General features: G+C 70.0%; 26 protein-coding genes and 1 tRNA gene. 15 read left to right on the top strand and 12 right to left on the bottom strand.

Annotated elements, in window-relative coordinates; translation table 11 throughout:
- The first annotated feature begins 110 nt into the window (after positions 1-110).
- The 3 genes from AB5T46_RS09240 to AB5T46_RS09250 all read left to right on the top strand — a co-directional run bounded on the left by AB5T46_RS09240 (position 111) and on the right by AB5T46_RS09250 (position 2,752).
- On the top strand, positions 111-497 hold the full coding sequence (locus AB5T46_RS09240; protein WP_370563617.1) for a hypothetical protein: 387 nt from the start codon (positions 111-113) through the stop codon (positions 495-497).
- 55 nt (positions 498-552) lie between these two features.
- The gene (locus tag AB5T46_RS09245) at positions 553-1,239 is read left to right on the top strand and encodes a response regulator transcription factor (RefSeq protein WP_149194670.1); all 687 of its coding nucleotides are present in this window, start codon (positions 553-555) and stop codon (positions 1,237-1,239) included.
- 151 nt (positions 1,240-1,390) lie between these two features.
- Positions 1,391-2,752 carry an ATP-binding protein gene (locus AB5T46_RS09250; RefSeq protein ID WP_370563730.1) on the top strand — a complete coding sequence of 454 codons (1,362 nt, stop codon included), beginning with the start codon at positions 1,391-1,393 and terminating at the stop codon, positions 2,750-2,752.
- Positions 2,753-2,827: 75 nt separating this feature from the next.
- Here AB5T46_RS09250 and AB5T46_RS09255 read toward each other — a convergent pair whose 3' ends face one another.
- Complete coding sequence (locus tag AB5T46_RS09255; protein ID WP_370563618.1) at positions 2,828-3,598, bottom strand: M90 family metallopeptidase; 771 nt, start codon at positions 3,596-3,598, stop codon at positions 2,828-2,830.
- 16 nt (positions 3,599-3,614) lie between these two features.
- The gene (locus AB5T46_RS09260) at positions 3,615-3,890 is read right to left on the bottom strand and encodes a hypothetical protein (RefSeq protein WP_370563619.1); all 276 of its coding nucleotides are present in this window, start codon (positions 3,888-3,890) and stop codon (positions 3,615-3,617) included.
- 194 nt (positions 3,891-4,084) lie between these two features.
- On the opposite strand from AB5T46_RS09260, the gene birA reads away from it, so the two are divergent.
- The 7 genes from birA (at position 4,085) to AB5T46_RS09295 (ending at position 8,458) form a co-directional block, all read left to right on the top strand.
- The gene (gene birA / locus AB5T46_RS09265; protein WP_370563620.1) at positions 4,085-5,077 is read left to right on the top strand and encodes a bifunctional biotin--[acetyl-CoA-carboxylase] ligase/biotin operon repressor BirA; all 993 of its coding nucleotides are present in this window, start codon (positions 4,085-4,087) and stop codon (positions 5,075-5,077) included.
- Positions 5,074-5,817 carry a type III pantothenate kinase gene (locus AB5T46_RS09270; RefSeq protein ID WP_370563621.1) on the top strand — a complete coding sequence of 248 codons (744 nt, stop codon included), beginning with the start codon at positions 5,074-5,076 and terminating at the stop codon, positions 5,815-5,817. Before birA ends, AB5T46_RS09270 begins: the two co-directional genes overlap by 4 nt.
- A 60-nt stretch (positions 5,818-5,877) precedes the next feature.
- Positions 5,878-6,660 carry an SPOR domain-containing protein gene (locus AB5T46_RS09275; RefSeq protein ID WP_370563622.1) on the top strand — a complete coding sequence of 261 codons (783 nt, stop codon included), beginning with the start codon at positions 5,878-5,880 and terminating at the stop codon, positions 6,658-6,660.
- 36 nt (positions 6,661-6,696) lie between these two features.
- A tRNA-Thr gene (locus tag AB5T46_RS09280) sits at positions 6,697-6,772 on the top strand.
- 18 nt (positions 6,773-6,790) lie between these two features.
- Positions 6,791-7,714, top strand: coding sequence for an arginase (gene rocF, locus AB5T46_RS09285; RefSeq protein ID WP_370563623.1), 924 nt, complete (start codon positions 6,791-6,793; stop codon positions 7,712-7,714).
- Positions 7,715-7,897: 183 nt separating this feature from the next.
- The gene (locus AB5T46_RS09290; protein ID WP_370563624.1) at positions 7,898-8,053 is read left to right on the top strand and encodes an entericidin A/B family lipoprotein; all 156 of its coding nucleotides are present in this window, start codon (positions 7,898-7,900) and stop codon (positions 8,051-8,053) included.
- 207 nt (positions 8,054-8,260) lie between these two features.
- A complete protein-coding gene (locus AB5T46_RS09295) occupies positions 8,261-8,458 on the top strand; it encodes a CsbD family protein (RefSeq protein WP_370563625.1) in 198 nt (65 codons plus the stop codon).
- A gap of 248 nt (positions 8,459-8,706) precedes the next feature.
- Here the strand turns inward: AB5T46_RS09295 and AB5T46_RS09300 are convergent, their stop codons facing one another.
- Positions 8,707-9,489 (bottom strand): hypothetical protein, encoded by a 783-nt coding sequence (locus AB5T46_RS09300; RefSeq protein WP_370563626.1) that lies wholly within the window; start codon positions 9,487-9,489, stop codon positions 8,707-8,709.
- 137 nt (positions 9,490-9,626) lie between these two features.
- Here AB5T46_RS09300 and AB5T46_RS09305 point away from each other — a divergent pair, with 137 nt between their 5' ends.
- The 3 genes from AB5T46_RS09305 to AB5T46_RS09315 all read left to right on the top strand — a co-directional run bounded on the left by AB5T46_RS09305 (position 9,627) and on the right by AB5T46_RS09315 (position 12,302).
- Positions 9,627-10,961, top strand: coding sequence for a tryptophan--tRNA ligase (locus tag AB5T46_RS09305; protein WP_370563627.1), 1,335 nt, complete (start codon positions 9,627-9,629; stop codon positions 10,959-10,961).
- Positions 10,958-11,266, top strand: a complete 309-nt coding sequence (locus tag AB5T46_RS09310; RefSeq protein WP_370563628.1) for a hypothetical protein — start codon at positions 10,958-10,960, stop codon at positions 11,264-11,266. Before AB5T46_RS09305 ends, AB5T46_RS09310 begins: the two co-directional genes overlap by 4 nt.
- Positions 11,267-11,351: 85 nt before the next feature.
- On the top strand, positions 11,352-12,302 hold the full coding sequence (locus tag AB5T46_RS09315; RefSeq protein ID WP_370563629.1) for an MBL fold metallo-hydrolase: 951 nt from the start codon (positions 11,352-11,354) through the stop codon (positions 12,300-12,302).
- A 78-nt stretch (positions 12,303-12,380) separates the two neighbouring features.
- Here AB5T46_RS09315 and AB5T46_RS09320 read toward each other — a convergent pair whose 3' ends face one another.
- From AB5T46_RS09320 to AB5T46_RS09350, 7 genes are all read right to left on the bottom strand, one after another.
- A complete protein-coding gene (locus AB5T46_RS09320; protein ID WP_370563630.1) occupies positions 12,381-12,764 on the bottom strand; it encodes a VOC family protein in 384 nt (127 codons plus the stop codon).
- A gap of 86 nt (positions 12,765-12,850) precedes the next feature.
- Positions 12,851-13,381, bottom strand: a complete 531-nt coding sequence (locus tag AB5T46_RS09325) for a hypothetical protein (protein ID WP_370563632.1) — start codon at positions 13,379-13,381, stop codon at positions 12,851-12,853.
- Between the two features lie 3 nt (positions 13,382-13,384).
- Positions 13,385-14,821 (bottom strand): dihydrolipoamide acetyltransferase family protein, encoded by a 1,437-nt coding sequence (locus AB5T46_RS09330; RefSeq protein ID WP_370563634.1) that lies wholly within the window; start codon positions 14,819-14,821, stop codon positions 13,385-13,387.
- A 70-nt stretch (positions 14,822-14,891) separates the two neighbouring features.
- Positions 14,892-15,182: an SH3 domain-containing protein gene (locus AB5T46_RS09335; RefSeq protein WP_370563635.1), complete on the bottom strand. Its 291-nt coding sequence runs from the start codon at positions 15,180-15,182 to the stop codon at positions 14,892-14,894.
- 52 nt (positions 15,183-15,234) lie between these two features.
- Positions 15,235-16,218, bottom strand: a complete 984-nt coding sequence (locus AB5T46_RS09340) for an alpha-ketoacid dehydrogenase subunit beta (protein ID WP_370563636.1) — start codon at positions 16,216-16,218, stop codon at positions 15,235-15,237.
- Positions 16,219-16,271: 53 nt separating this feature from the next.
- Positions 16,272-17,345 (bottom strand): pyruvate dehydrogenase (acetyl-transferring) E1 component subunit alpha, encoded by a 1,074-nt coding sequence (gene pdhA / locus AB5T46_RS09345; protein ID WP_370563637.1) that lies wholly within the window; start codon positions 17,343-17,345, stop codon positions 16,272-16,274.
- 220 nt (positions 17,346-17,565) lie between these two features.
- Complete coding sequence (locus AB5T46_RS09350; RefSeq protein WP_370563638.1) at positions 17,566-21,126, bottom strand: pre-peptidase C-terminal domain-containing protein; 3,561 nt, start codon at positions 21,124-21,126, stop codon at positions 17,566-17,568.
- Between the two features lie 137 nt (positions 21,127-21,263).
- Between AB5T46_RS09350 and AB5T46_RS09355 the strand changes: the two genes are divergently transcribed.
- Positions 21,264-22,136, top strand: a complete 873-nt coding sequence (locus AB5T46_RS09355; protein WP_370563639.1) for a tryptophan 2,3-dioxygenase — start codon at positions 21,264-21,266, stop codon at positions 22,134-22,136.
- A 270-nt stretch (positions 22,137-22,406) separates the two neighbouring features.
- Positions 22,407-23,987, top strand: a complete 1,581-nt coding sequence (locus AB5T46_RS09360; RefSeq protein WP_370563640.1) for an AbgT family transporter — start codon at positions 22,407-22,409, stop codon at positions 23,985-23,987.
- 144 nt (positions 23,988-24,131) lie between these two features.
- Here the strand turns inward: AB5T46_RS09360 and AB5T46_RS09365 are convergent, their stop codons facing one another.
- Together AB5T46_RS09365 and AB5T46_RS09370 are read right to left on the bottom strand one after the other, a co-directional pair.
- Positions 24,132-25,619, bottom strand: coding sequence for a peptide MFS transporter (locus AB5T46_RS09365; protein WP_370563641.1), 1,488 nt, complete (start codon positions 25,617-25,619; stop codon positions 24,132-24,134).
- Between the two features lie 122 nt (positions 25,620-25,741).
- Entirely contained in the window at positions 25,742-26,218 is a 477-nt protein-coding gene (locus AB5T46_RS09370) for a MarR family winged helix-turn-helix transcriptional regulator (RefSeq protein WP_370563642.1), read from the bottom strand.
- Positions 26,219-26,308 lie beyond the last annotated feature (90 nt).

The following is a 26,308-nucleotide window of genomic DNA, read 5'->3' on the forward strand; positions in this document are numbered from 1 at the left end:
CCCCATCGGCTTCAGAAAAGTTAAGGACGGATTCACCCCGGAATATCAACAATTTGGGCCCGGACAGAGAACCGGGCACCCTATTCATCCCACTGCGGGAACCATTATTCATGTCCGTTTTCTGTCGTTCGCTGCTGCTGCCGCTGCTGGCCGTCGCCCTCGCCGGCGCGACGACCGTGCACGCGCAGGGTCGTCAGGACCGCGGTCAGGGACAGGGACAAGGGCAGGGACGTGAGCGGGCCCGGTCCGAGCAGGGACCGCCCCGTGCCGTCCCGCAACCGGAGCCGTCGTCGCGCCTGCGTCGGCAGGACGCGATGGCCGATTCCATCCGCCATATCCGCAGCTCCACCCGCGGCACCCTGATCAGCGCCGAGCGCATGCATTCCAACGGCCGCGAGATCAATCGAATCAAGGTGCTCGACGACCGCGGGCGGGTGCGCGTCTACGAGGACGATCCGCAGCGGCGCCAGCAACGCTCACGTCGCGACAACGACTGAGTTCAGATACTTGAACGCAACGGCCGCAGCGCGGCCACCGATCCCGGAGTGACGCATGCGAATCCTGCTCGTCGAAGACGAAGCCCCGTTGCGCGAGACCCTGGCCGCCCGCCTGAAGCGCGAAGGCTTCGCCGTGGATGCGGCGCAAGACGGCGAAGAGGGGCTGTACATGGGGCGCGAGGTGCCGTTCGATGTCGGCATCATCGATCTCGGCCTGCCGAAGATGTCTGGCATGGAACTGATCCGCGCGCTGCGCGACGAGGGCAAGCAGTTCCCGGTGCTGATCCTGACCGCGCGTTCGAGCTGGCAGGACAAGGTCGACGGTCTCAAGCAGGGCGCCGACGACTACCTGGTCAAGCCCTTCCATGTCGAGGAGCTGCTGGCGCGCATCAACGCACTGGTGCGGCGTGCCGCCGGCTGGAGCAAGCCGACGCTCGAGTGCGGTGCGGTGATCCTGGACCTGGCCGCGCAGACGGTCAGCGTCAACGGCCAGAACGTCGACCTCACCAGCTACGAGTACAAGGTGCTCGAGTACCTGATGATGCACGCCGGCGAGCTGGTCTCGAAGGCCGACCTGACCGAGCACATCTACCAGCAGGATTTCGACCGCGATTCCAACGTGCTCGAGGTCTTCATCGGCCGCCTGCGCAAGAAGCTCGATCCGGACGGCACGCTCAAGCCGATCGAGACCGTGCGCGGGCGCGGCTACCGTTTCGCGATCCCGCGGAGCGGTGAGCAGTGAGGCGCGCGCGGACCTGAGCGTGTCCGCGCCGGGGCGCCGGTCGATCGTCCGCGGCCGTGCGTCTAGCGGCGTTCGCCGTGGCGCGATCCGGTAGCCTGTCGCCATGGCGATCGAGCATCGACGACGCGCACTTCCCTGGCGGCCGCGCTCGCTGCAGGTGCGGCAGTTGCTCGCGGCGAGCCTCGGGCTGGTCGCGTTCCTGGCCCTGGCCGGCTACGCGCTGGACCGGGCGTTCGTCGATGTCGCCAGCGAGCGCCAGCGCGATAGCCTGCGCGGATTCGCGGAAAACTATGCGGGCATCGTCGAGTTCGCCCGCGACGATACGCTGATCCCGCCGGAGTACCCGCCGGACGAGCGCTTCAACCGCCCCGGTACCGGCCTGTACGCGGCGGTGATCACCGCCGAGGAACAGTGGTATTCGCCCTCGGCCCAGGGCCCGCAGCTGCCCGAACTGACGATGCTCGAGGGCGGCCAGGAGCGCTTCGACGGCCCCCTGCCGATCGTCGACAGCGCCGGCGCGCCGGGCGAGGTGATCCGCTACGGCATGGGCTTCGTGCTGGTGCGCAATGCCGATGAGATTCCCTACACGGTCTACATCATGGAGGACGCCGGCAATCTGCCACAGCAGGTGCAGGTCTTCCGCCAGGCGCTGTGGCGCTACCTCGGCGTGGCCGGCCTGATCCTGTTGCTGTTGCAGATCGCGGTGCTGCGCTGGAGCCTGTGGCCGCTGCGCCACGTGATCGAGGAACTCAAGCGGGTACAGCGCGGTCAGGCCAACCGGATGGGAGAACTGCATCCGCGCGAGCTGCAGCCGCTGACCGACAGCATCAACGCGTTGATCGAGAGCGAGCGCCAGAACCTCGAGCATCAGCGCAACACCATGTCCGACCTGGCGCACAGCCTGAAGACGCCGCTGGCGGTGCTGCGCACGCGCCTGGACGCCGGCGACGACAGCGGCCTGCGCGAGGAGGTGGAGACCCAGCTGCGGCGCATGAACGACCTGGTCGGCTACCAGCTCGGGCGCGCGGCGTCCAGCGGCCACAAGCTGTTCGCGGCGGCCGTGGAGGTCGAGCCGCATGCCGAGCAGATCGTGCGCGGGCTGGAGAAGATCTACGCCAGCAAGGGCGTGATCTGCGAATTCGACATCGGCCCGCAGGCGCACTTCCATGGCGAGCCCGGCGACCTGCAGGAGCTGCTCGGCAACCTGCTGGAGAACGCCTTCAAGTGGGCGCGGTCGCGGGTGCTGCTGACGGCCAGGCCGGGCGAGTCCGCGCCCAACCGCCGCCCCGGCCTGCTGCTCGCGGTCGACGACAACGGCCCCGGCATTCCGCCCGAGCGGATCGGCCACGTCCTGCAGCGCGGCGTGCGCGGCGACGAGCGCGTGCAGGGCCACGGCATCGGCCTGGCGATCGTGCAGGACATCGTGCGCAGCTATCGCGGCGAGCTGCAGGTGACGGAGTCGGAGGAACTGGGCGGTGCGCGCTTCGTGGTGACGCTGCCGCCGGGGCTGTAGGAGCCAGGAACGAGTGAAGAGGAACGAGAAACGAGTGAATGCAGCGCCCGGGGAGTCACGCCCTTCTCTCGTTTCTCACTTCTCGTTTCTCGTTTCTCGCTCCATCGGCGACCGGCCGTACAGCCGCCGCAAGTGCGCGGCCACCTCCGGCAACTGCCGGCGCAGCGTGGCCGGATCGCTGAAGTGGTACTCGCTGCACACCGCGAAGAATTCTTCCGGCGCTTCCGCCGCGTACGGGTCGATCGCGATGTCGGCGTCGCGTTCGACCTCGGCCACGAAGCCGTCGTAACTGTGCTGGAAGTCGCGTGCCCATTGCCGTTGCCAGTCGCGCGGCAGCGGCGGGGTGCCGTCGAGCACGCCGTCGAGCGCGTCGAGCTTGTGCGCCATCTCGTGCACGGCGACGCAGAGGCCGGCGCCCGGTTGCGCCAGGTCGGCCTCGATGTCGGCCCAGGACAGGATCAGCGGTCCCGTCTCCCACGCTTCCCCGATCAATTCGTCGTTCCACTCGTGCAGCACGCCGGCGGCGTCGACGTGGGTGCGGTTCACCCGGAAGGCATCCGGATAGACGATCAGCTGCGACCAGCCGTGCAGCCCTTCGGCGCCGAACTCGAGCAGCGGCAGGCAACACAGCGCGGCCAGGGTGGTGCGGCGATCGTCGTCCAGATGCAGTCCGCCGACGGCGGTGATGGTCTTGTCGTGCAGGAAGCGCGCGGCCAGCGCTTGCAGGCGCCGGTCGCGGGCCTCGTCCAGGCGTGCCGCCCAGGCGACGCGGGCACGCATCCGGTGCCAGAGGTCGGAAGGGATCGGAGCGGGGCTGCGCCGCAGGCGCCGGATCAGGCCGAGCACGCGTGCCGCGCCGACCTCAGCGGAACATGCCCGGCAGGAAGCTGTGCCAGCGCGGCGCGCGGACGTTGTTCTCGGTATTGCCGCCCGGGGCGCCGGTGGCGCCTTCCTTGGCGGCGGGTGTCGTGGCGCCGGGACGTTCGCCGCGCGGGGCGCTCGTGCCGGCATCCTCCTCGGCCAGTGTGCTGGTGGGACAGCCGCCGTCGCCGTTGGCGCCGGCCTGGCGGACTTCGCGGGCCAGCAGCGGCAGGCTGGCGGAGCAGAGCAGCAGCAACAGCGCGAATCGAAGGAGCATGGCGGCGACCTGTGAAGGAAGGACGGCAACGCACAACGACCAACTATAGCGCGGTTGTGCCGCCGTTGCCGGGCGGCGCATGCTGCATTGCGGCAGAGAGCGTCCCCCGCCGGCTCGCGATCGGCCAGGCGGTGCGGATACGCGGATAATCGCGGTCCGGCCTCCCGCAGGATCTCCGCTCCGTCCGTCACGACATGAATTCCGAACGCGCCCTGCTCGAACGACTGCTTGCCGGCCCGGTATCGGGCGACGCGTTCGCGCGCGCCTGCGGCCAGACCCGGGCGGCGGTCTGGAAGCGGGTCGAGGCGCTGCGGGCCGCCGGGATCGCGATCGAGGCCAGTCCCGGGCGCGGCTATGCCCTGGCGGAGCCCCTGGAACTGCTGGACGCTTCGCGGATCCGCGAAGCGCTTCCGCCGGAGGTCCGGGCCGGCATCGCCGATCTGGACGTGGCCTGGTCGCTGGATTCGACCAATTCCGAGCTGCTGCGCCGCGAGCCCCCCGCGATCGGCACCGCGGTGCTGCTGGCCGAGCGCCAGAGTGGGGGGCGCGGCCGTCGCGGCCGCGACTGGGCCTCGCCGCTGGCGGCGAACCTCTATCTCTCGTTGTCGCGCCGGTTCTCCGGCGGCCTGGGGCGTCTCGGCGGCCTGGGGCTGGCCGCCGGCGTGGCCGCGGCGGACGTGCTGCACGCGCTCGGTGCGGCGCGCGTGCGCCTGAAGTGGCCGAACGACCTGGTGGTGGTGCAGGACGCCGAGCTGCGCAAGCTCGGCGGCCTGCTGGTGGAAGGCGGCGGCGAGCACGCAGGGCCGGCGCGTGCGGTGATCGGGCTCGGGTTGAACCTGCGCATGCCGGCCGCCGCGGCCGCCGTCATCGCGCAACCGTGGACCGACCTGGCCGCGATCGCCGATGACCGGATGCCGCCGCGCAACGCGCTGGTGGCGGCGCTGGTCGCGCGACTGGTGCCGGCGCTGGCGCGGTTCGACCGCGACGGACTGGCGCCGTTCCTGCCGCGCTTCGCCTCGCTCGATGCGCTGGCCGGCCGCGCGGTGGAGGTGCATGCCGGCGACGGGGTCTACGCCGGCATCGCGCTCGGCGTGGCCGGGGACGGTGCGCTGCGGGTGCGCCTGGGTGATGGCGAGCGGTGTTTCCACGCCGGTGAAGTCAGCGTGCGCCGTGGGGCTGCCGCATGAGCGAGTGGTTGTTCGACCTCGGCAACAGCCGGCTCAAGTTCGCCCCGCTGCGCGAGGACGGCGGCATCGGCGAGATCGTCGCGGTGGCCCATGACGGGACTGCGTTCGCTGCCGGCTGGGACGCGGCATTGCCGGCGCGTTTCGATGCGGCCTGCTTTGCCAGCGTGGCTGCGACGGAACTGCGTGTAATCCTGCTCGACACGCTGGCCCGGCGCTGCGGGCGGGTATCGGCCGCCACCACGCTGCGGCATTGCGACGGTGTCGAGATCGCCTATGCCGAGCCGCAGCGGCTCGGCGTCGACCGTTTCCTGACGCTGTTGGCCGCGCATGCGCGCGGCGCCGGGGCGAGCCTGGTGGTCGGTGTCGGCACCGCGTTGACCCTCGACCTGGTCGATGCGCACGGGCGCCATCGCGGCGGCCGCATCGCGCCGTCGCCGGCGCTGATGCGCGAGGCGCTGCACCGGCGCGCGCGGCAGCTGCCGACGGATGGTGGCGATTACGCCGAATTCGCCGACGACACCGTGGATGCGCTGGCGTCGGGCTGCGAAGGCGCGGCGCTGGCCCTGGTCGACCGCAGCCGCGATGCCGCACGTGACCTGCTGGGCGGCGAGCGGCCGCGGCTGCTGCTGCACGGCGGCGGCGCGCAGGCGCTGGCATCGCGGCTGGACGGCGCCGAACCCGCTCCCGCGCTGGTGCTCGAGGGACTCGCGCGCTGGGCACGGATGGCGCCTCCGGCCTGAGTGCTCCGATATGCGCATCGCGTGCGGGAAGCACGCGCGGTGCGCGCTTACAATCCACCGATGCTCCTGCGCGCCTCCATCGTCCTGTTGCTGGCCCTCAACCTCGGCGTCGCCCTGTGGTGGGCGATGCGCTCGCCGCCCGTGCCGGAGGCGCCGTCGGCGCACCCCGCCGGCGTTCCGCGGCTGCAGTTGCTGTCGGAGGCGACGCCGCAGGCGCGCGCCACGGCGGCATCGGCAGGTGCCGCCGATCCGCAGCCGGAGGCGGCCCTCGCCGAGGCCGGGGAGGCCGGTGCGCCGCGAACCGAAACGCCGCCCGCGCCGGCGGACGCTTCCGGTGAAGACGCGGCGGCTGCGCCGACGCAACCGTCGCGCTGCCTGGCGCTCGGCCCGTTCGCCGATGCCGATGCACTGGCGACGGCGCGCACGCGGTTGCAGCCGCAGGTGCTGCATCTGCGTACGCGCGAGATCGTGGAAGCGCCGCGCGGCTGGCGGGTGATGCTGCCGCCCCTGGCCGATCGCGACGCGGCGCAGGCGGCGGTGCAGAACCTCGTCGCCGCCGGGTTCAATGACCACTTCATCATCGCCACGGGCGAAGAGGCGAACGCGATCGCCCTGGGGCGCTTCAGCGGCGAGGCCGCGGCCAGGCGCCACGCGGCCAACCTGCGTGCGGCCGGCTTCGGCGCGCAGGCCGAGCCGCTGGGCGACGCCGGTACAAGGCACTGGCTCGATGTCGCCGTGGCCGACGGGTTCGATGCCGCCGCGGCACGCACCGAAACCGGCGCGGCGCGGGCCGATTCCGTCGACTGCGCCGGTCTCGCTGAAGCCGCCGCGGCGGCGCGTTAGAATGCCCGCCCTCCCGAGTCGCCTCGGGCCATCCACGCCGGCATAGCTCAGCTGGTAGAGCAACCGCCTTGTAAGCGGTAGGTCGTCCGTTCGATTCGGACTGCCGGCACCATCACCACGGATGACGACGATGACGCGGACCTATCCACCCGTTTCGATCCTGGGCGTGCCCACCGACGTCGGTGCCGGCCATCGCGGCGCGCGCATGGGGCCGGAGGCGCTGCGGATCGCCGGGCTGGCCGAGGCGCTGCAGGCGCGCGGCGTCGACGTGGTCGACCGCGGCAACGTCGACGGTCCGCCCAACCCATGGCTGCCGCCGGTGGAAGGTTATCGCCATCTGGACCAGGTGGTCGCCTGGAACCGCGCGCTGATGGACGCCTCGGCCGCGGAGCTGCGCGCCGGGCGCATGCCGGTGGTGCTCGGCGGCGACCACAGCCTGGCGATCGGATCGATCGCCGCGGTCGCCAACCACTGCCGCGCGCAACGACGCAAGCTGCGCGTGCTGTGGCTCGATGCGCACTCGGACTTCAACACAAGCCGGGTCACGCCTTCGGGCAACATCCACGGCATGCCGGTGGCCTGCCTGTGCGGCATCGGCCCCGACGCATTGACCGGCATCGGCGGCCACGTTCCGGCGATCACGCCGGACCAGGTGAAGCAGATCGGCATCCGCTCGGTCGACCAGGAGGAGAAGCGGCTGGTCAAGGAGCACGGGTTCGACATCTTCGACATGCGCTTCATCGACGAGGTCGGCATGAAGCGGGTGATGGAGCAGGCGCTGGACGGGCTCGACGCCGACACCCACCTGCACGTCAGCTTCGACGTCGATTTCCTCGATCCCGGGATCGCCCCGGGCACCGGCACCACGGTGCCGGGCGGGGTGAACTATCGGGAAGCGCAACTGGTGATGGAGATGATCGCCGACAGCGGCCGCATGGGCTCGCTCGACGTGGTCGAGGTCAGCCCGGCGCTGGATGATCGCAACGTGACCGCGGAACTCGCGGTGGACCTGGTCGAGAGCCTGTTCGGCAAGTCGACGCTGATGCGCGATTGAGTTTCGGCGGTCGCCCGCCTGCGTCGTGGTGCCGGCGGCGCGAAACTGAACGGGGGTGACCGGGAGCACCGGTTGCCGGGCGGAATCGACATGGCTTTCACGCCGATTTGCGGTTTCATGTCCACACGGGTCGCCGGTTCGGGACGCGCACGACAAAGCGACCCCTCAACACAGGAGAATTCCATGAAGCGTTTGACAGCCCTGCTGCTGCTCGCCCTCTTTTCCGCCGCCACCATGACCGCCTGCAACACCGTCGAAGGCGCGGGGAAGGATGTGCAGAAGGTCGGCGAGAAGGTCGAAGATGCCGCCGACAGGACCGGTGGGACCGATCCGGACTGATGCTTCGCGGCCGCTTGGCACGCGAAAAACGGAAGCCGGCGTTCGCGCCGGCTTTTTCGTGCCTGCGGGCTTGGCACTGAATGCTGAACCGCTCAGCTCGTTCATCGACGTCAGCACGACCCAACGCAAATTTGACCGAACGCGAACCCGGGCGTTGCCACGCTGTCGCCGACGGCGAACCGCCGTGGCCGAAGACGGAGACAGGCGATGAACAAGGACATCATTTCCGGCAAGTGGACCCAGATCAAGGGCCGCGCCCAGGCGCAGTGGGGAGACTTGACCGACGACATATTCGACGTCGCCGAAGGCGACAGCAAGTACCTGGCCGGCAAGCTGCAGGAGCAGTACGGCTGGACCCGCGAACGCGCCGAGCAGGAAGTGCAGGACTTCGAGCGCACGCTCTGATCGCGCCAGGCAGCCCTTTCCGTTGCAGTGAAGCATGGGCCGTCGCCACGGGTGCCGCGAATAAATAGCCGGCACCTCAAACCACAGAATGGGTGTTGGCCCATCGTGATAGATCCGGCTGCCTATTGATATCGCTCATGGGCGATGAGCCATGTCTCACTGCAGGGGAAAAAGAAATGCCTGGCGCGCATTTACAAATGCCGAAACGGCACGCGGCGTTCGATCCACAGGAAGAATCCACGACCGATTCACCGCGGGTCCGGGACGAACCCGCCGGGGAACGCCTGCGGCGATGCGTCTTGGTGCCCTCGCCAGGCGTACGGCCGTGGCAGGATGCCCATCGCCGCCAACCGCTGCGGCGCGTCGTAGCGCAATTGCGTCACCTGCATCGGCCGCGTGCTGGCGCGCACGAAACCGGTGCGGTGGGTCGGTGACCATTCGCGTTCGCCATGGCCGGTGCCGATGCGCTGCCTCGAGGCGCCGTGAGCGCTGTCGGCGGTTTCCGCTTCGGCGGCGGACTGCGGCGCGAGCGCGCGCGTTTGGCGCTCGTCGCCGGCGACCGGCGGCGAGGGCGGACGCGGCGGCGCGTGCCGCCGCTCGGCGAACACCGCCACGCCGATCACGCCGACGTGCCGCGGCCGCCCGGTGCGCGCCGCATAGCTGTCCGGCAGGTCGGTGAACACGAACCGGGCGACATCGTCGAGCGATTTGCGCCAGCCGGTGATCTCGGCGCTCTGCCATGGCGCCAATACGTAGCCGGCCTGATCGGGGTCGGCGGTCTCGCCGGTGACTGCGTTGACGCCGTCGACCGACAGCACCACCAGCACCCGCCGGTCGCTGCCGTTGGTGATCCGCACCGCGTACGGGCGCCCGGGCATCCCTGCGATCCAGGTGTCGCCGCGATGCCGGTGCTGCGACAGCCACTCTCCGGTATCGCGATCGACGACATCGAGACGGACCGGCGAACCGGCGCGGGCGGGCGTACAGGCGGCGGCGAACAGGATCGCGGCGAGCAGCAGCAGGCGGGACATGGCGCTTCTCCGTATGGGTCCTGGTAGAGAACGCGCCACCGCCGCGGCCGGGGTTGCGGTCGTGGCGCGGGCGGTCCGAAGCCGTGCCGCCCGCGCCAGCGGTTAAACTTCGGCCCGGCTTCCCGCTCGGCTGCGCAATGTCCCCACGCCTCGTCCGTGTCCTCACCGGCATCACCACCTCCGGTACCCCGCATCTCGGCAACTATGTCGGCGCGATCCGGCCGGCGATCGCCGCCAGCCGCAGCGCGGATGTCGAAAGCTATTACTTCCTCGCCGACCTGCACGCCCTGATCAAGGTGCAGGAGCCGGCGCGGGTGCAGCGCTCGACGCTGGAGATCGCCGCCACCTGGCTGGCCTGCGGCCTGGAGCCGGAGCGCGTACGTTTCTACCGCCAGTCCGACATCCCAGAGATCACCGAGCTCACCTGGCTGCTGACCTGTGTCGCCGGCAAGGGCATCCTCAACCGCGCCCATGCCTACAAGGCGGCGGTGGACCGCAACCGCGCCGAGGGCGAGGATGACGACGCCGGCATCAACGCCGGCCTGTTCATGTATCCGGTGCTGATGTCGGCCGACATCCTGCTGTTCAATGCCGACCGGGTGCCGGTGGGGCGCGACCAGATCCAGCACATCGAGATGGCGCGCGACTTCGGCCAGCGCTTCAACCATCTCTACGGCGAGCACTTCACGTTGCCGGAAGTGGAGATCGAGGAGCGGGTGGCGACGCTGCCGGGCCTGGACGGCCGCAAGATGAGCAAGAGCTACGACAACACCATTCCGCTGTTCGCGTCGCGCGCGGAGCTGAAGAAGCTGATTTTCTCGATCATCACCGACTCGAAGGCGCCGGGCGAACCCAAGGACGCCGACGGCTCGGCGCTGTTCCAGTTCTACCGCGCCTTCGCCAGCGAGGACGAGACCGCGCGCATGCGCCAGGCCTTCGCCGAGGGCATCGCCTGGGGCGAGGCCAAGCAGCAGCTGTTCGAGCGCATCGATGTCGAGGTCGCGCCGTTGCGCGAACGCTACGAGGCGCTGATCGCCAGGCCGGAGGTGATCGAGCGGCAGTTGCGCGACGGTGCGGCGCAACTGCGGCAACAGGTCGCGACGCCGTTCCTGCGGCGCCTGCGCGAGGCGGTCGGACTGCGCGAGTTGTCGCAGGCGGCCCCCGAAGCCGAAACGGCCGCCGAGGCCGGACGGGCGCCGCCGCAGTTCAAGCAGTACCGCGAGAACGACGGCCGTTTCTACTTCAAGCTGGTCGACGGCGATCGCGTGCTGCTGCAGAGCGTGGGCCACGATTCGCCGCGCGACGCCGGACAGCTCATCGCCCGGCTCAAGCGCGAGGGCAGTGCGGAACTGCATCATCTTGCCGGCCAGGGCGTGCATCTGGGGCAGCACCTGGTCGGTCACCTGGCCGAAGGCGTGGCGGTGGAGGAGCTGCTCGAGGCGCTGGCGAGGTTCGCCGCGGACGAGGCATGAGCCCGCTGGTCGAACTCAACCTCGCGCTGATCCTGTTCCTGCCCTGGTTCCTGATCCTGGGCGTGCTGTTCTGGTTGCTCCCTCGGGAGCCGCGCACCGCCGGCCGCCGCGCGTTCGACATCGCCGCGCTGCTGCTGGCGCTGGTGGCGTTCCTGCTCAGCGTGCACTGGGCGCACGGCAGCGCCGATCCCGTCTACGGGCACATGTGGCGGCAGGTGCTGGCGACCGCGATCGGTTACGGCGTGTTCCTTGCGGTGATGACCGTCGCATTTTTTCTGCGACGGCGCTGGCTGTGCGCGCGTTGAACGCAGTGTCGGTTGCGACCAAAGCCGAATCGCGGGGCAGGCGGGCGACGACCTAGACTGGAACGCCCCGCTTCACGAGCGTGCCATGCGCGATTCCCACGGCATCGTCACCATCGATACCGGCTACCAGCGGCCGAACTTCTGCGCCGCCTATCTGATCGTCGAAAGAGGACGCGCCGCCTTCGTCGACTGCGGGACCAACCGCAGCGTGCCGCGGTTGCTCGCCGCGCTCGACGCGCAGGGCCTGTCGCGTGAGGCGGTGGACTGGCTGATCCTGACCCACGTGCATCTCGATCACGCCGGCGGCGCCGGTTCGCTGATGCGCGCACTGCCGAACGCGACGCTGGTGGTGCATCCGCGCGGTGCGCCGCACATGATCGATCCGGCCAAGCTGGCCGCCGGCGCGACGGCGGTGTACGGCGAGGCCGAGTTCGAGAACAGCTACGGCACCCTGGTGCCGGTGCCCGAATCGCGGGTGACGGCGGCCGGCGACGGCCGTGTCGTCGACCTCGCCGGCCGGCCGCTGCTGTGCGCCGACACGCCCGGTCACGCGCGCCACCACCTGGCGGTGTGGGACGCGCGCAGCCGCAGCTGGTTCGCCGGCGACATCTTCGGCCTGTCGTACCGCGAGTTCGATACCGCGCGCGGTGCGTTCGCGATCCCCACCACCTCGCCGGTGCAGTTCGACCCGGAGGCGATGCGCGCCTCGGTCCGGCGCCTGCTGGGCGAAGCGCCCGAGGCGGTGTACGTGACCCACTACGGCCGCGTCACCGACGTACAGCGGCTGGGCGCGGACCTGATCGCGCTGGTCGAGGCCACCGTGGCCGCCGCGCGCCGCCTGGACGGCGACGGCCAGCGTCACGCGCGGCTGGTGGAAGCGCTGACGCGCATCTATGTCGAACGTGCACAGCGGCATGGCGTCTCCGACGCGCAGCGTGCGGTGCCGGCCTTGCTGGCGATGGACATCGAGCTCAATGCGCAGGGACTGGAAGTCTGGCTCGACCGCGAAGAGCGAGGAACGAGAAACGAGGAGTGAGAAACGAGAGAGGAGCAGGTCCTGGTCCTTGGCGCGGCTTTTACTCGTTTCTCGTTCCTCTCCACTCGTTCCTCGCCTTCAGTCCCAGGTGTTCAAATGCGACCCGAATGGTTCGCGCTGCTGGCGCACGATGCAGAAGCGGTGGCCGCTCGGCGCCTCCATCACCCACCAGCGCTTGACGAAGGCGATCTTCTTCGCGCCCAGCTGCTCCAGCCGTTCGGCCTCGGCGTCGATGTCGTCGGCTTCGATATCGAGATGCACGCGCGATTCGTGCTCGACTTTCTGCAGCAGCAGGATCGGTTCGTCGCGCTCTGTCTTGAGGGCGGCGTATTTGCCGTCGCCGTCCTCGTCATCGCTCTCGACCGGTTTGCCGAGCGCGCGGCTCCAGAACTCGGTGGACGCTTTCAGGTCCTCGACCCGGCAGTCGAGGACGAAGGTGGACAGGCGGCTGCGATGGGACATTGCGATCCTCCGTAGGGGCGGGTTTCGATCTGCGCAAGCCCGGGTGGACCGGCAGCCCGGTGCAGATCGCGATCAGGTGGCGATTGTCACTCGCCGCCTTTGCGGTAGGTCAGGGTCAGGCGACTGAGATAGGCTTCGTCCGTCACGACCGATACGGTCCTGACCAGGGCCGCTCCGATCCGTTCGATGCGATCCGTGATCATGGTGTCGCCGTCGTCGACGCGCAGCGCAACACCGGGATACTGCGCTGCGCGCTCGACCCGGATCTCCCGTTCGTCGGGCTGCAGGTAGATGCGGGATGCGCGTTCGACGGTCCTGCCGTCGAACGGCGTCGGGTGATGCATTTCCTCGACACCATCGGCGTCGTACCAATAGGTGTCCGGCCGGCCGGTGACGGTCTCGGCGAAGCGGCCGTCGGCGGCGACGACGAGGGTCAGGCCGTGCGCCGGCGCGAGTTCGTGCAGCCGCCGATAGCTGTCGCCGGCGAGCCAGGCGCCGATCTCGGCCTCCCTGCGCCCGACGTCATGGAACTCGGTCACCTCGGCGCGTTCGTGCAGGCTGCCGGTGAGCAGCCAGGTGCCAACGAAGATCTCGGCGATCGTGCGTAGCGCTTCCATCGCTCAGCCGGCGAGCGCCAGATCGTCCAGCATCGCCCGCAGGAACCGCGCCGCCTCGCCGCCGGTGCAGGCGCGGTGGTCGAAGGTGACCGACAGCGGGATCAGCTTGTGCGATTCGAAGCCGCCGATCACCGGGGTGATCTGGTGGCGGGCGCGGCCGGCGGCGACGATCGCCACGCACGGCGGCACGATCACCGGGGTGGCGTAGCGGCCGGCGAACATGCCGAAGTTGGACAGCGAGATGGTGTAGCCGCCCAGCTCGCTGGCCGGGATGCTGCGATCCTCGACCTGTGCGCGCAGGCGGTTGACGCCCTCGCGCACGCCGCGCGCGTCGAGCATGTCGGCGTTGCGCAGCGCCGGCACGAACAGGCCGTCGTCGGTGTCCACGGCGACGCCGAGGTCGACGTGCGGGTGCAGGGTGCGGGTGAGCTTGTCGCCGTCGAACCAGGCGTTGAGCGCCGGCACCGCGCGCGCCGCCGCGCAGATCGCGCGCACCAGGCGCGCGGTCATGTCGTTGCCTTGTGTCCAGGCGTGGATGTCGGCATCGTCGCTGAGCGTGGTCGGGACCACCTTGGCATGGGCGTCCGCCATCACCCGTGCCATGTTGCGGCGCACGCCCTTGAGCTGCTCCGGCTGGCCGCTGGCGGATACCGTCGGGGGCTGGGTGCGCATGGGCTTGCCGGAGGCGGAGAGGGTGGTGCGCTGGTCCTCGCGTCTCCCTTCGGGAGGTGCGGCATGCGACGGGACTTCGCGGGCCCCCCTACCCGCGCCTCCAGCCCCTCTCGCGGCGGCAGAGGGCAAGACGGCGCTGCCGTCGGCGGCGGCCTGCTTGACGTCGGCCATGGTCACCACGCCGTCGGCACCGGTGGCGTGCACGCGGGCGAGGTCGACCTTGAGCTTGCGCGCCAGCGCGCGCACCGCCGGCATCGCCCTGACGCCGCCGGCCGAGCTGGCGCGCTCGGCGTGCACCGTGTCGGAGGACTGCATGGCGCCGACCACCGTGCCGCTGTCGGCGCGCTCGCTCTCGCCGGCCGCCCCTTCGGGCGCGGCGTCGCCGGCGTCGGAGATGGCGCCGCCGTCGTCCGAGGCGACGACCTGGTCGCCGTTGCTCGGCGCCTTGCTGCCGGTGCCCTTCGTCGGCTTCGGCCCGTGGTGGTGGCCGGTGTCCTGGCCCTCGGCGCGCTGCGGCAGGTCCGGGTCGATCTCGAACGTGGCCAGCACCGCGCCGGTCTCGATCACGTCGCCGGGCTCGCCGGCGAGCTCGAGCACCTTGCCGGACACCGGCGAGGGCACCTCGACCACGGCCTTGGCGGTCTCCATCGACACCAGCGGGTCGTCGAGGCGGATGGTGTCGCCCACCTTGACCGACCATTCGACGATGGTGGCGTCGGGCAGGCCCTCGCCGAGGTCGGGAAGCTTGAAGGTTGTCTTGTCGGCCATGTCGGTTCGGTCCTCTTCGATCCGGCGGGATTTCCGTTGGCGTGGGCCGCGGGTCCGTGCCGGCGTTGCTTCAATCCAGGTATTCCAGCACGCGCGCCGGGATCCAGCCATGCGCACCGTCGGCGTTCCCGGCCCACCACCAGCCGGCGAGCTCGCGCTGCAGGCGCAGTACCTCGCCCGGGTCGGCGTCGAGCTCGAGTGTTTCGTGATCCGCCTGCGCCGTGGCCTCGCCGTGCTCGCGGTCGAACAGCGCCGCCGGCACCCAGCCGCCCAGCCCGCCGGCGAGCGTGGTCCAGACGAACTGCGGCCATTCCGCGTCGCGTTCGCCCAGCGTCACCGTCTCGCCCGCGTGCATCCGCATCGCCGGGCGATCCGGAGCGCGATACGCGGCGATGACGCGCGCGCGCCGCATCTCAGCCCGCCGCCACGGCCCGTTTCGCCGCGGCGACGATCCGGTCCACGCTCGGCAGGTATTTCATCTCCAGCCGGAACAGCGGGATGTGGGTGTCGTAGCCGGTGACGCGCTCGACCGGCGCCAGCAGGTCGTACATCGACTCCTCCGCCAGGCGCGCGGCGATCTCGGCGCCGAAGCCGGCGGTCTTGGCGGCCTCGTGCACGATCACGCAGCGGCTGGTCTTCGCGACCGACTCGGCGATGGTGTCGAAGTCGAGCGGCTTGAGCGTGGCCACGTCGATCACCTCGGCGGAGATGCCGTCCTCGGCCAGCCGGTCGGCGGCCTCCAGCGTTTCCTTCACCTGCGCGCCCCAGGTGACCAGGGTGATGTCGTCGCCGTCGCGCAGCACGTAGCACACGTCCAGCGGCAGCGCCTCGCCGTCGTCGGGCACCAGCTCCTTGTACTGGCGGTAGATGCGCTTGGGCTCGAAGTAGATCACCGGGTCGGGATCGCGGATCGCCGCCAGCAGCAGGCCGTAGGCGCGCGCCGGCGAGGAGGGCATGACCACGCGCAGGCCGGGCACGTTGGTGAAGATCGCCTCGTTGGCCTCGCTGTGATGCTCGGGCGCGCGGATGCCGCCGCCCCAGGGCACGCGCAGCACCATCGGGCAGTGCAGGCGGCCGCGGGTGCGGGTGCGCAGGCGCACCGCGTGGCAGACGATATGGTCGACCATGGGATACATGAAGCCGTCGAACTGCGACTCGGCGACGGGTTTCATGCCCTGCGCGGCCATGCCGACGGTGAGTCCGGCGATGGTGGTCTCGTCCAGCGGGGTGTCGAGCACGCGTTCGGGGCCGAACTGCTGCTGCAGGCCGGCGGTGGCGCGGAACACGCCGCCGTTGACGCCGACGTCCTCGCCGAGCACCACCACCGAATCGTCGTGGCGCATCTCCCAGGCCAGCGCCTGGGTGATGGCTTCGATCAGGGTGATCGGGGTGTCCACTTTTGCTTCTGCAGGAGGGGCCTCAGCCCCTCCTGCAGGGGACTTCGCGGCGCTCACGAGCGCTTCTCCAGGGCGATGGCGGCCTCGCGCTGCTTCAGCAGGTCGGCCGGCGGGTCGGCGTAGAGATAGTCGAACATCGCCTCGACCGGCTGCACCTTCGATGCCAGGTAGGCGTCAATCTCGGCATCGACGCGCTTGCCGCATTCCTCGGCCCAGGCCTTCTCCTGCTGCTCGTCCCAGAGCTTGCGCGCGGTGAGGAAGGTGCGCAGGCGCGGGATCGGATCGCGCTCCCAGGCGGCCTTCACCTCTTCCGCGGAACGGTAGCGGCGGGCGTCGTCGGCGGTGGTGTGGTCGTGCAGGCGATAGGTGAGGAACTCGATGACGGTGCCGCCTTCGCCGTTGCGCGCGCGCTCGGTGGCGCGGCGCATGCCTTCCATCAACGCCACCAGGTCGTTGCCGTCCACCTGTAGGCAGGGCAGGCCGCCGGCGATGCCCTTTTGCGCCAGCGTCTGCGCGCCGGTCTGTGCCGAACGCGGCACCGAGATCGCCCAGCCGTTGTTGATCACGCACAGCACCAGCGGCAGGGTGTAGGCGCCGGCGGAGTTGAGCGCGGCGTAGAAGTCGGTCTTGGACGAGCCGCCGTCGCCGCAGCAGGCGACCGCCAGCCGCGGTTCCTTGCGCAGCTTGAACGCCAGCGCGGCGCCGGCCGCATGCAGGCACTGGGTGGAGATCGGCACCGACCAGGAGAAGTCGTGGCGCGGCACCTCGAAGTCGTTGCCGCGCTCGTCGCCGCCCCAGTACATCAGGATCTCGCGCGGATGCACGCCGCGCATGAGCTGCGCACCGTACTCGCGGTAGCTGGGGGCGAACACGTCCTCGGGCCGCATCGAGGCGCCGATGCCGATGTGGGTGGCCTCGTGGCCCAGGCTGGAGGCGTAGGTGCCGAGCTTGCCGGTGCGCTGCAGCGCGATCGACTTGGTGTCGAAGATGCGCACGAACAGCATTTCCTTGAACAGGGGCAGCAGGGTTTCGGGGTTGGCGAAAGCCTCCGGGAAGTCGGCCACCGGCTTGCCGTCCGGGCCGAGGTATTGCAGGTATTCGATCTCGAATGTCGCGGCGACAGTCATGCGCTGATCGGTCTGGACAGGGACCGACAATGTTAACCGCTGCCCCGTGACGGCCCGTTGCGCGATGCGTCATGACATGCGGGCAGACCTGTGCCCGTGCGGCGAGCCGGGCGCCACGGGCTGTGGAATGGCCCGCCTCAACCCCGCATCGGGCGAAGAACAAAAAAACCCCGGCCGGAGCCGGGGTTCAAGGAGCAATCTTTCGGGCGGACCGCTGCCCTCAGGGCGTGAAGCTGGCGCGCAGCGAGACGCGGGCGTGGGCGCGTTCGCCGACCAGGCGGATGTACCAGGTCCCGGCCGCCGGGGCGGCCACGTGGATGATCTCGTTGTTGCCGGGCCGGGAGGAGATCGCATCGTAGGCGTCGTCGGTCGGAAGCTCGCCCAGGCGCGCGGTCAGCGTCACGTCGCCGTTGCCGCCGTAGCTGAGGATGCGCAGGTTGCGTGCGCCGGCCGGCACCTCGATGCGGTAGAGATGAGCGTCGCCGGCCACGCCCTCGATGCCGGTCACGGCCGCGCGGTTCTGCAGCTCGACCACCTCGGGCGAGGCCTCGGTGACTTCCACCGATGCGCCGGCATCGTTGTTGCCGTCCTCGGGGTCCTGGGTCTGCGAGGTCGCCGCGGCGGCCAGCGTGACCGTGGCGCCGAGCGCGCTCTCCGGCGCGGTGGCGCTGATGCCGAAGACCGCCTCGGCATCGGCCTCGAGCGTGTCGGCCGTGCAGGCGATCGAGGTGCTGTCGCTGCCGCTGGTCGGCACGTCGCAGCTCCAGCCGTCCGGGGCCGAGACCGCGAGGTCGTCGAGTTCGGCGTCGAGCGAGAAGCCCACGCCCGGGAACGCCGCCGCGTCCGGACCTGCGTTGGTCACGGTCACCGCGAATTCCATCGCATCGCCGACGACCGCGCTGTTCTCGATTGCCTCGGCCATGACCCCGAGGTCGGCGAAGGTCAGCGCCTGCAGCCGCACCAGCAGCATGGTCGGATCGTGGTCGGACAGGCGCGTGGGCGTATCGGCGTCGTTGCGCGCGACCTCGGGGAAGTCGGCGTTGATGCGGGCGTGGCTGACCGCATGGCCGGCGATGTCCGCCGAATCGAGCAGTGCGCGGTTGACCAGCACGTGGTCGAGCGACTGCGCCTGGTAGTCGAACACGAACGAGTAGCGCTCGGCCGGATCGGCGTCGAGCGTGGTGTTGTGCAGGTCCTGCTCGACCAGGTCGACGCCGTCGCCGTCGACCGCGGTCTCGTCGTCCGGCGTCGGCTGGCCGGTGACCACGCCCAGCGCGTCGACGTGGCCGTCGTTGAACTGGAAGGCGTTGAAGTCGCCGAGCACCACGATCTTGCGCGCGGGATCGTCGTCCTGCATGCCGTCGATCAGCCCGGCCAGATGCTCCGACTGCGCCTGGCGCTTGGCGCGCACGCGCGCGCCGGTGGTCAGCCAGCCGCTGCTGCCGCTGTCCTCGCTGTCGATGCCGCTCAGCGAGCGCTGGTGCACCACGATCGGCGTGACCGGCAGGCTGCGGCCGTCGGCGAAGTGGACGATGGCGTCCATCACCAGTGGCGGCCGGTCGTTGAGCAGGGTGCTGGAGCCGTCGGGATTGGCCAGCACCGCGTCGGCGCCGGCCTGCTCGACCGACAGCACCTCGACGCGGGCGACGCCGGCCGCGACCTCGCCGGTGCGGGCCAGGAAGCCGACGTCGATGCCGCCGATGTCATTGCCTTCCTCCAGCCACGCGGCGTAGCCGGGATCGGGATCGCCAGCCGTCACGGCGTCGGCGTTGATGCGCTCGGCCAGCGCCTGCAGCACCGACAGGTTCTCCACCTCGGTCACGCCGAGCACGTCGGGCGTGTGCAGGAACCGGCGGATGGCGATCGAGGCCTTGTTCAGACGCATCTCCAGCGCTTCCGGGGTCAGCACCGGATCACCGGTGGCCGGATCGTTGTCCGTGTCGAAGAAGCGCTCGAGGTTGTAGGTGGCGAAGGTCGCGTGGTCGGCGGTCGGGACCATTGCCGCGCGCGGCTGGCCGGCCTCGCCGCACTCGGCGACGAGTTCGGCTTCCGGGTAGATCGTGTAGCGACGGAAGGTGTAGTCGAGCGGGCCGGTGAGCGAGCCGTCGACGATCTCGCAGCCTGCGGCCACGTCGGCGGTCGGCGCGCCGATGGTGCCGCTGTTGACCACGATCAATTCCGGATTGAAGTCCCAGCGCGGGATGTTCGGCGCGGTGCTGCCGAGCGGGTCCGGATCCGGGATCTGGATACCCGGCTCGCGGAACGGCCGCGCGGTGCCGGTCACCACCACCGCGAAGCGGCCGTTGCTGCCGCCGGTGGCGGACGGCTCGTTGGTGAAGCCGCCGGTCGGCGCGACTACGGTGAAGCTCGGAGCGGTCACGCGCATGCCTTCCAGGTGCTCGAGCTGGTCGAGGCCGCCGTCGGCATTGGGCATGTCGACGGTCAGCGCCACCGGCGCCGGCAGCGGATGGCCGCCGGACAGCTGCACCACGGACGGCGAGACGATCTCGGTCAGCGGCAGCTGGTGCGGATCGGCGGCGGGAACGTATTCGTCCACCGTGCCCTGCACCAGCACCCGGCTGCCGACCGCGGCGGCGTCCGGCGGCGCGCCGCCGGTGAACACGAAGATGCCGTCCGACGTGGCCGGATTGCCGTCGTCCTCGCCGTCGGCGCTCTGCAGGAAGAAGCCGTTGTTCTTGCGTCCGGTGACGACGCCCTCGGTGGCGACCGCCTCGCCGTCGTAGGGGGAGAGCTGGCCGTCGCCCTGGATGGCGTGGATCGCCAGGGTGGTGACGTCGTCGTTGAGGATGGTGCCGGTGGCCTGCGCGCGCGCGATCAGCGCGCCGACGGCGTTGTCGAGATCGACCTGGAAGGTCTCGTCCGGCTCAGTGCCGCCGTCGCCGAGCACGTCGACGGTGATCGTCACCGAGGTCTCGCCCTCGTCGATGGTCGCGGTGCCGCTTTCGGTGATGTAGTCCTCGCCGGCGACGGCGCTGCCGTCGGCGGTGGCGTAGTCGACGCTGACGCCGCCCGGCCCGGCCGGCTGGTTGAGGGCGATGCTGAAGAAGAACGGCGTGTTGCCGCCGTCGCCCTCGGCCGCGCTGGTGTCGGCGATGCTGAGGTAGGCCTGGCCGCCGCCGCCGCAGACGTTGGGAATCGCGGCGCTGTTGCGCGGCGCCGGCGTGCCGGCGGCGAAATCGGCCGCGTTGTCGTTGCTGTCGCTGCAACCGTCGCCGGCGCGGAAGCCGGCGGTGGAGCTGTTCAGGCCCGGCGCCGTGCCGCTGCCCTCGAAGTAGTTGGCGCCGCCGAACCCGACCAGGTCGAGGATCAGCGCTTCCTGCGCCGGCGTGCAGGGATTGTTGCCGCCGTTGCAGCCCAGGCCGGTGGTGGAGTCGACCAGCGCCGCCTTGCCGGAGGCGGCGGACATGTTGATGGTGCCCGAGGCGTCCGCGGCGGGCAGCGGCTCGCCGGTGCTGCCGCCGGCCAGCGCGACCAGGTAGTAGCGGCCGGGCTCGAGGGTGTCGCCGGGCAGCACGACGAGTTGCGTCGGAGTGGCGCCGAAGTTGCCGGTCCCGGTGGCGCTGGCGTACTGCAGCGACTTGCCGGACAGCGATACCGCGTCGTCTCCGCGGTTGAACAGTTCGACGTAGTCGTTGGTGAAGGTGGCGCCGCTGTTGCCGCCGCCGCCGTAGACCTGGCTGATGACGACCTGGGCCTGGGCGCCGCCGATGCCGCAGGACAGAAGCAAGGCCAGCCCGAGCTGGCGACCGATACCGCGCATGGTGGTACTCCCCTGGAAAGAATGATGCTCGATCCGGCCCCCCCGGCCGCCCGATTGTGCCCGGAACCGATGTCGGTTGCATGACGCCGCCGCCGCCGCCGACCGGGCCGGCGGGGCGATTGGGTTAATCTGCATGGATGACCGACCAGCGCAACGAACGGCCGCTCGAGGCGGGCATCCACATCGACCTGAACGGGCAGCTGACCTACGCCGGCTATCTGCGCCTGGACCGGTTGCTGTCGGCGCAGCAGCCGCTGTCGGACCCGCCGCACCACGACGAGATGCTGTTCATCGTCCAGCACCAGGTGTCGGAGCTGTGGATCAAGCTGATGATCCACGAGCTCTCGGCGGCGATCGCGCACCTCAGGCGCGACGAGGTCTGGCGCTGCCGCAAGGTGCTGGCGCGCTGCAAGCAGGTGCTGCGGCAGCTGACCGAACAGTGGTCGGTGCTGGAAACGCTTACCCCGGCCGAGTACCTGGAGTTCCGCGAGATCCTGGGGCCGTCGTCGGGATTCCAGTCGCTGCAGTACCGCAGCATGGAGTTCCTGCTGGGCAACAAGAATGCCGCCATGCTGCGGGTGTTCGCCCATGATCCGGAGGGCCAGGCGGCGCTGCGCGAGGCGCTGGAGGCGCCGAGCCTCTACGACGAGTTCCTGTGCTACCTGGCGCGCTGGGGACATGCGGTGCCGGAAAAGCACCTGCAACGCGACTGGCGCCAGCCGCATGCGCTGGACCGGGACCTGCTGCCGGTGCTCGGCGCCGTCTACGAGGATACCGACCGCTACTGGCGCGAGTACGCCCTGAGCGAGGACCTGGTGGACGTGGAGACGCAGTTCCAGCTGTGGCGCTTCCGCCACATGCGCACGGTGATGCGGATCATCGGCTTCAAGCGCGGCACCGGTGGTTCCAGCGGCGTGGGCTTCCTCAAGCAGGCGCTGGAGCTGACGTTCTTCCCGGAGCTGTTCGAGGTGCGCACCCACATCGGAGCGCCGCGGGAATACGGCGCCTGACGCCTGCATCCCGTAGAGCCGAGCTTGCTCGGCTGCTCCCGGTTCCGGAGCCGATGCAGCCGAGCGAACTCGGCCCTGCAAGGGCCCCGGCGGCGCCCGGGCTCCGGAGCCGAGCAGCCGAGCAAGCTCGGCTCTACAGGAAACGGCGGCTCCGGGGCCGGGGGCAGCGGAGCAAGCTCCGCTCTACGGGGTGAGCCGGTCCGCTGGACCGTCGCGGCGCTCCGGGGCTGCTAGGATGCGGCGGTTCATCCTACAGACAGGAGCCAGCGCATGAGCCAGCCCAGCCCGGAAACCGGGGCAGCGTCACGCAACGTGGTGACCCGTTTCCTCGATGCAGTGGAGCGCGTCGGCAACAAGCTGCCGGATCCGGCGATGCTGTTCCTGATCCTGATGGTCGTGGTGTGGGTGGCTTCGGCCCTGCTGGCCAACATGAGCTTCGCCGAGGTCGATCCGCGCAACGGCGATCCGATCCAGATCCGCAACATGCTCAGCGGCGCCAGCTTCACCGAGTTCATGGCGCAAATGGTGCGCACCTTCGTCAACTTCGCGCCGCTGGGCGTGGTGCTGGTGGCGATGCTGGGCCTGGGCGTGGCCGAGCACACCGGCTTCATCAGCGCCGCGCTGCGCGCGATCCTGTCGTTCACGCCGAAGATGCTGCTGACCCCGGTGCTGATCGCGGTGGGCGTGCTCAGCCACGTGGCGGTCGATGCCGGCTACGTGCTGGTGATCCCGCTCGGCGCGGTGATCTTCTATGCCGCCGGGCGGCACCCGCTGGCGGGCATCGCGGCCGCCTTCGCGGGCGTGTCGGGCGGGTTCTCCGCCACGCTGTTCGTGCCCTCGAGCCTGGACCCGTTGCTGGCCGGGCTGACCCAGGAAGCGGCACGGATCATCGATCCGACGGTGGTCGTGAACCCGCTGAACAACTATGTCTTCACTACCGCCTCGACCTTCCTGGTGGTCGCGATCGGCTGGTTCCTGACCGACAAGGTGATCGAGCCGCGCCTGCGCCGTACCGAGGTCGACGGCGACGTCAGCGAATTCCAGACCATGGACGCGCTCGAGCCGCGAGAACGCAAGGGATTGCTGCTGGCGGTGCTCGGAATGGTGGCGGCGGTGGTGGTGTTCGCGGTGTCGATGATGCCGGAGACCTCGGCGTGGCGCGCGCCGGCCGACGCGGTGCCGCCCGGCGGGCACCCGCTGCTGGTCGCCGCGGCGCCGGTGATGCAGTCGATCGTGCCGCTGATCTTCATCTTCTTCCTGATTCCGGGCGTGATCTACGGCTACGTGGCCGGCACGGTCAAGAGCCACCGCGACGTCATCCAGGGCATGAGCAAGGCGATGGGCAGCATGGCGTACTACATCGTCATGGCGTTCTTCGCCGCGCAGTTCATCTACGCCTTCGGGCAGAGCAACCTGGGTGCGCTGATGGCGATCAAGGGCGCCGCCTGGCTGCAGGCGATGAACTTCCCGATGGGGGTGACCCTGGTCGGCATCGTGCTGCTGTCGAGTTTCGTCAACCTGATGGTCGGCTCGGCCTCGGCGAAGTGGGCGCTGATCGGCGCGGTCATGGTGCCGATGCTGATGCAGCTGGGCGTCTCGCCGGACCTGACCCAGGCCGCCTACCGCGTCGGCGACTCCAGCACCAACATCATCACGCCGCTGATGCCGTATTTCCCGCTGGTGGTGGTGTTCTGCCGGCGCTACGTGCAGTCCAGCGGCATCGGCACCCTGCTGGCGCTGATGCTGCCGTTCTCGATCACGCTGCTGGTGGTGTGGACCGCGTTCCTGATCGGCTTCTGGGCGCTGGGCATCCCGCTGGGCGTGGGCGCGAGTTACGTTTATCCGGGGTGAGCACGAGGCGTTTGCGAGGCATTGCCTCGCGCCTCGGGCGAACGCCCCGCGCGCTGCGCGGGGCCGGGGCAGGCAAGCCGGGCCGGGCGGCCCGGAGCCGGGATTGTTCCGCCATGGACGGCACGGTGGACGATGCCAAAGCCCTCAGGTGCGGCCGCCGGCCAGACCCTTGAGCCAACGCGACAGCAGTAGCAGGAACACGCCCGGTCCCGCGGTCCACAGGAAGATCGACAGGAACATGCCGGGCATCTGCGGCAGTGACTCGTGGTCGAACTGTCCGGCGATCAGACCGGCGAACAGGTTGCCGAGCGAGACCGAGATGAACCACAGGCCCATCATCTGGCCGAGGAACTTGCGCGGCGCCAGTTTGGTGACCGCCGACAGTCCGACCGGGCTCAGGCACAGCTCGCCGGTGGTGTGCAGCAGGTAGGTCAGTACCAGCCACAGCGGCAGTACCTGCTCGCCGGCAGCCGCGAAGGTGGCGGCGAGGGCCATCACCGCGAAGCCGAGCCCCAGCGAGACCAGGGCGAGGGCGAACTTGAACGGCACCGACGGATTGAGGTTGCGCGCGCCGAGCCGGAGCCAGATGGCGGCGAACACCGGCGCCAGCAGGATGATGAAGATCGGGTTGATCGACTGCAGCCACGACGCCGGCATCTCCCAGCCGAAGATCATGCGATCGGTATAGCGCTGGGCGAAGATGTTGAGCGAGGAGCCGGCCTGCTCGAACCCGGCCCAGAACATCGCCGAGAAGATGAACAGGATCGCAAGCAGCCAGACCCTGCGCTTGTCCTGCGCGTCGACGCGGCCGAACAGCAGGATGTAGGTGAAGTACACCACCGCGATGCCGATGATCACCGCAGCCGCGCTGCGCGCGACAAGCTCCGGATCGATCGTTACCACGCCGGCGAACACTGCGACCACCATCGCCGCCATCGCCGCCACCGCGATCCAGAGCCCGCGCCACTCGTTGCGCAGCCGCGACGCGTCGACGGGGTCGTCGAAATCCCGGGTCGGCCGTGCGCCGGCGTCGCCCAGCTTGGGCCGCTGGACGTGGTACTGGATGACGCCGAGCACCATGAACACGCCGGCGGCGGCGAAGCCGTAGTGCCACTGGACCTTCTGCGCCAGCCAGCCTACGGCGAGGGGGCCGACGAAGGCGCCGAGATTGATGCCCATGTAGAACAGCGAGAAGCCGGCATCACGGCGCGCGCCGCCTTCCGGATACAGCTCGCCGACGATGGTCGAGGCGTTGGGCTTGAGCAGGCCGGTGCCGATCACGATCAGGAACAGGCCCAGATAGAAGAACGGCAGGTTCGGCACCGCGAGGCTGAAGTGGCCCAGGGCGATGATGATGCCGCCGTACCAGACCGCCTTCTGCTGCCCGATCAGCCGGTCGGCGACCCATCCGCCGGGCACCGCCAGCAGGTACACGCCCGCGGTGTAGAGCCCGTACACCGCGCCGGCGTGCTGCTCGGTGAATCCGAGGCCGCCGGCCTCGACCGCGGCGACCATGAACAGGAACAGGATCGCCCGCATCCCGTAGTAGGAGAAGCGCTCCCACATTTCCAGGAAGAACAGGGTGTAGAGACCGGGTGGGTGTTTCGCCTGGGCGGCTGCCGACTGGTTCATGGATGGACTTCCGGATGGACAAACCCGGGCACCATGGCCTCCGCGATTGTTCCACGTCAATAGCCGGGCGGAAGCGGCGACGCGGGGCCGCCGCAGCGGCGACGGAGCGAAGTGCGCGGTCGCTACGGCCGCGAGGCCAGGTCCAGCTTGGTCAGCAGCCGGTCGAGCATGGCGCGCTCCTCGTCGTCCAGCCGTGCCAGCAGGTTGCGCTCGTAGCCCAGCGCCAGCGGCACCACCTCGTCGTAGACCCGGTAGCCGGCCTCGCTCAGCTGCAGCACCGAGCGGCGGCGGTCGCTGCCGTGCATCTCGCGCTCGAGCAGCCCGCGCCGCAGCAGCCGCGCCACCGCGCGGCTCACCGCCACCTTGTCCATGGCGGTGCGGTCGGCGACGGCGTTCGCCGACAGTTCCGGATAGCGGCCCAGCACCGCGATCACCCGCCACTCGGTGATGCCGATGCCGAAGCGCTCGGCATAGGCGGTGGCGATGGTCTGGCTGACGTGGTTGGACAGCACGCTCAGCCGGTAGGGCAGGAAGCGCTCGAGCTCCAGCACTTCGTGCGCGGCGGCGCGGTCCTGGGGTGGCGTGGGGTCACGGCTCATGCTGCATTGCACCTTGCAAATGGTTGCATATGAAACTATAAAGGAGATTCGTCAATCGCATGGCGCACTGTAGCGCGCCGTGCCCGCACA

The organism is Luteimonas salinilitoris, assembly GCF_041300785.1.
GTDB lineage: Bacteria > Pseudomonadota > Gammaproteobacteria > Xanthomonadales > Xanthomonadaceae > Luteimonas > Luteimonas salinilitoris.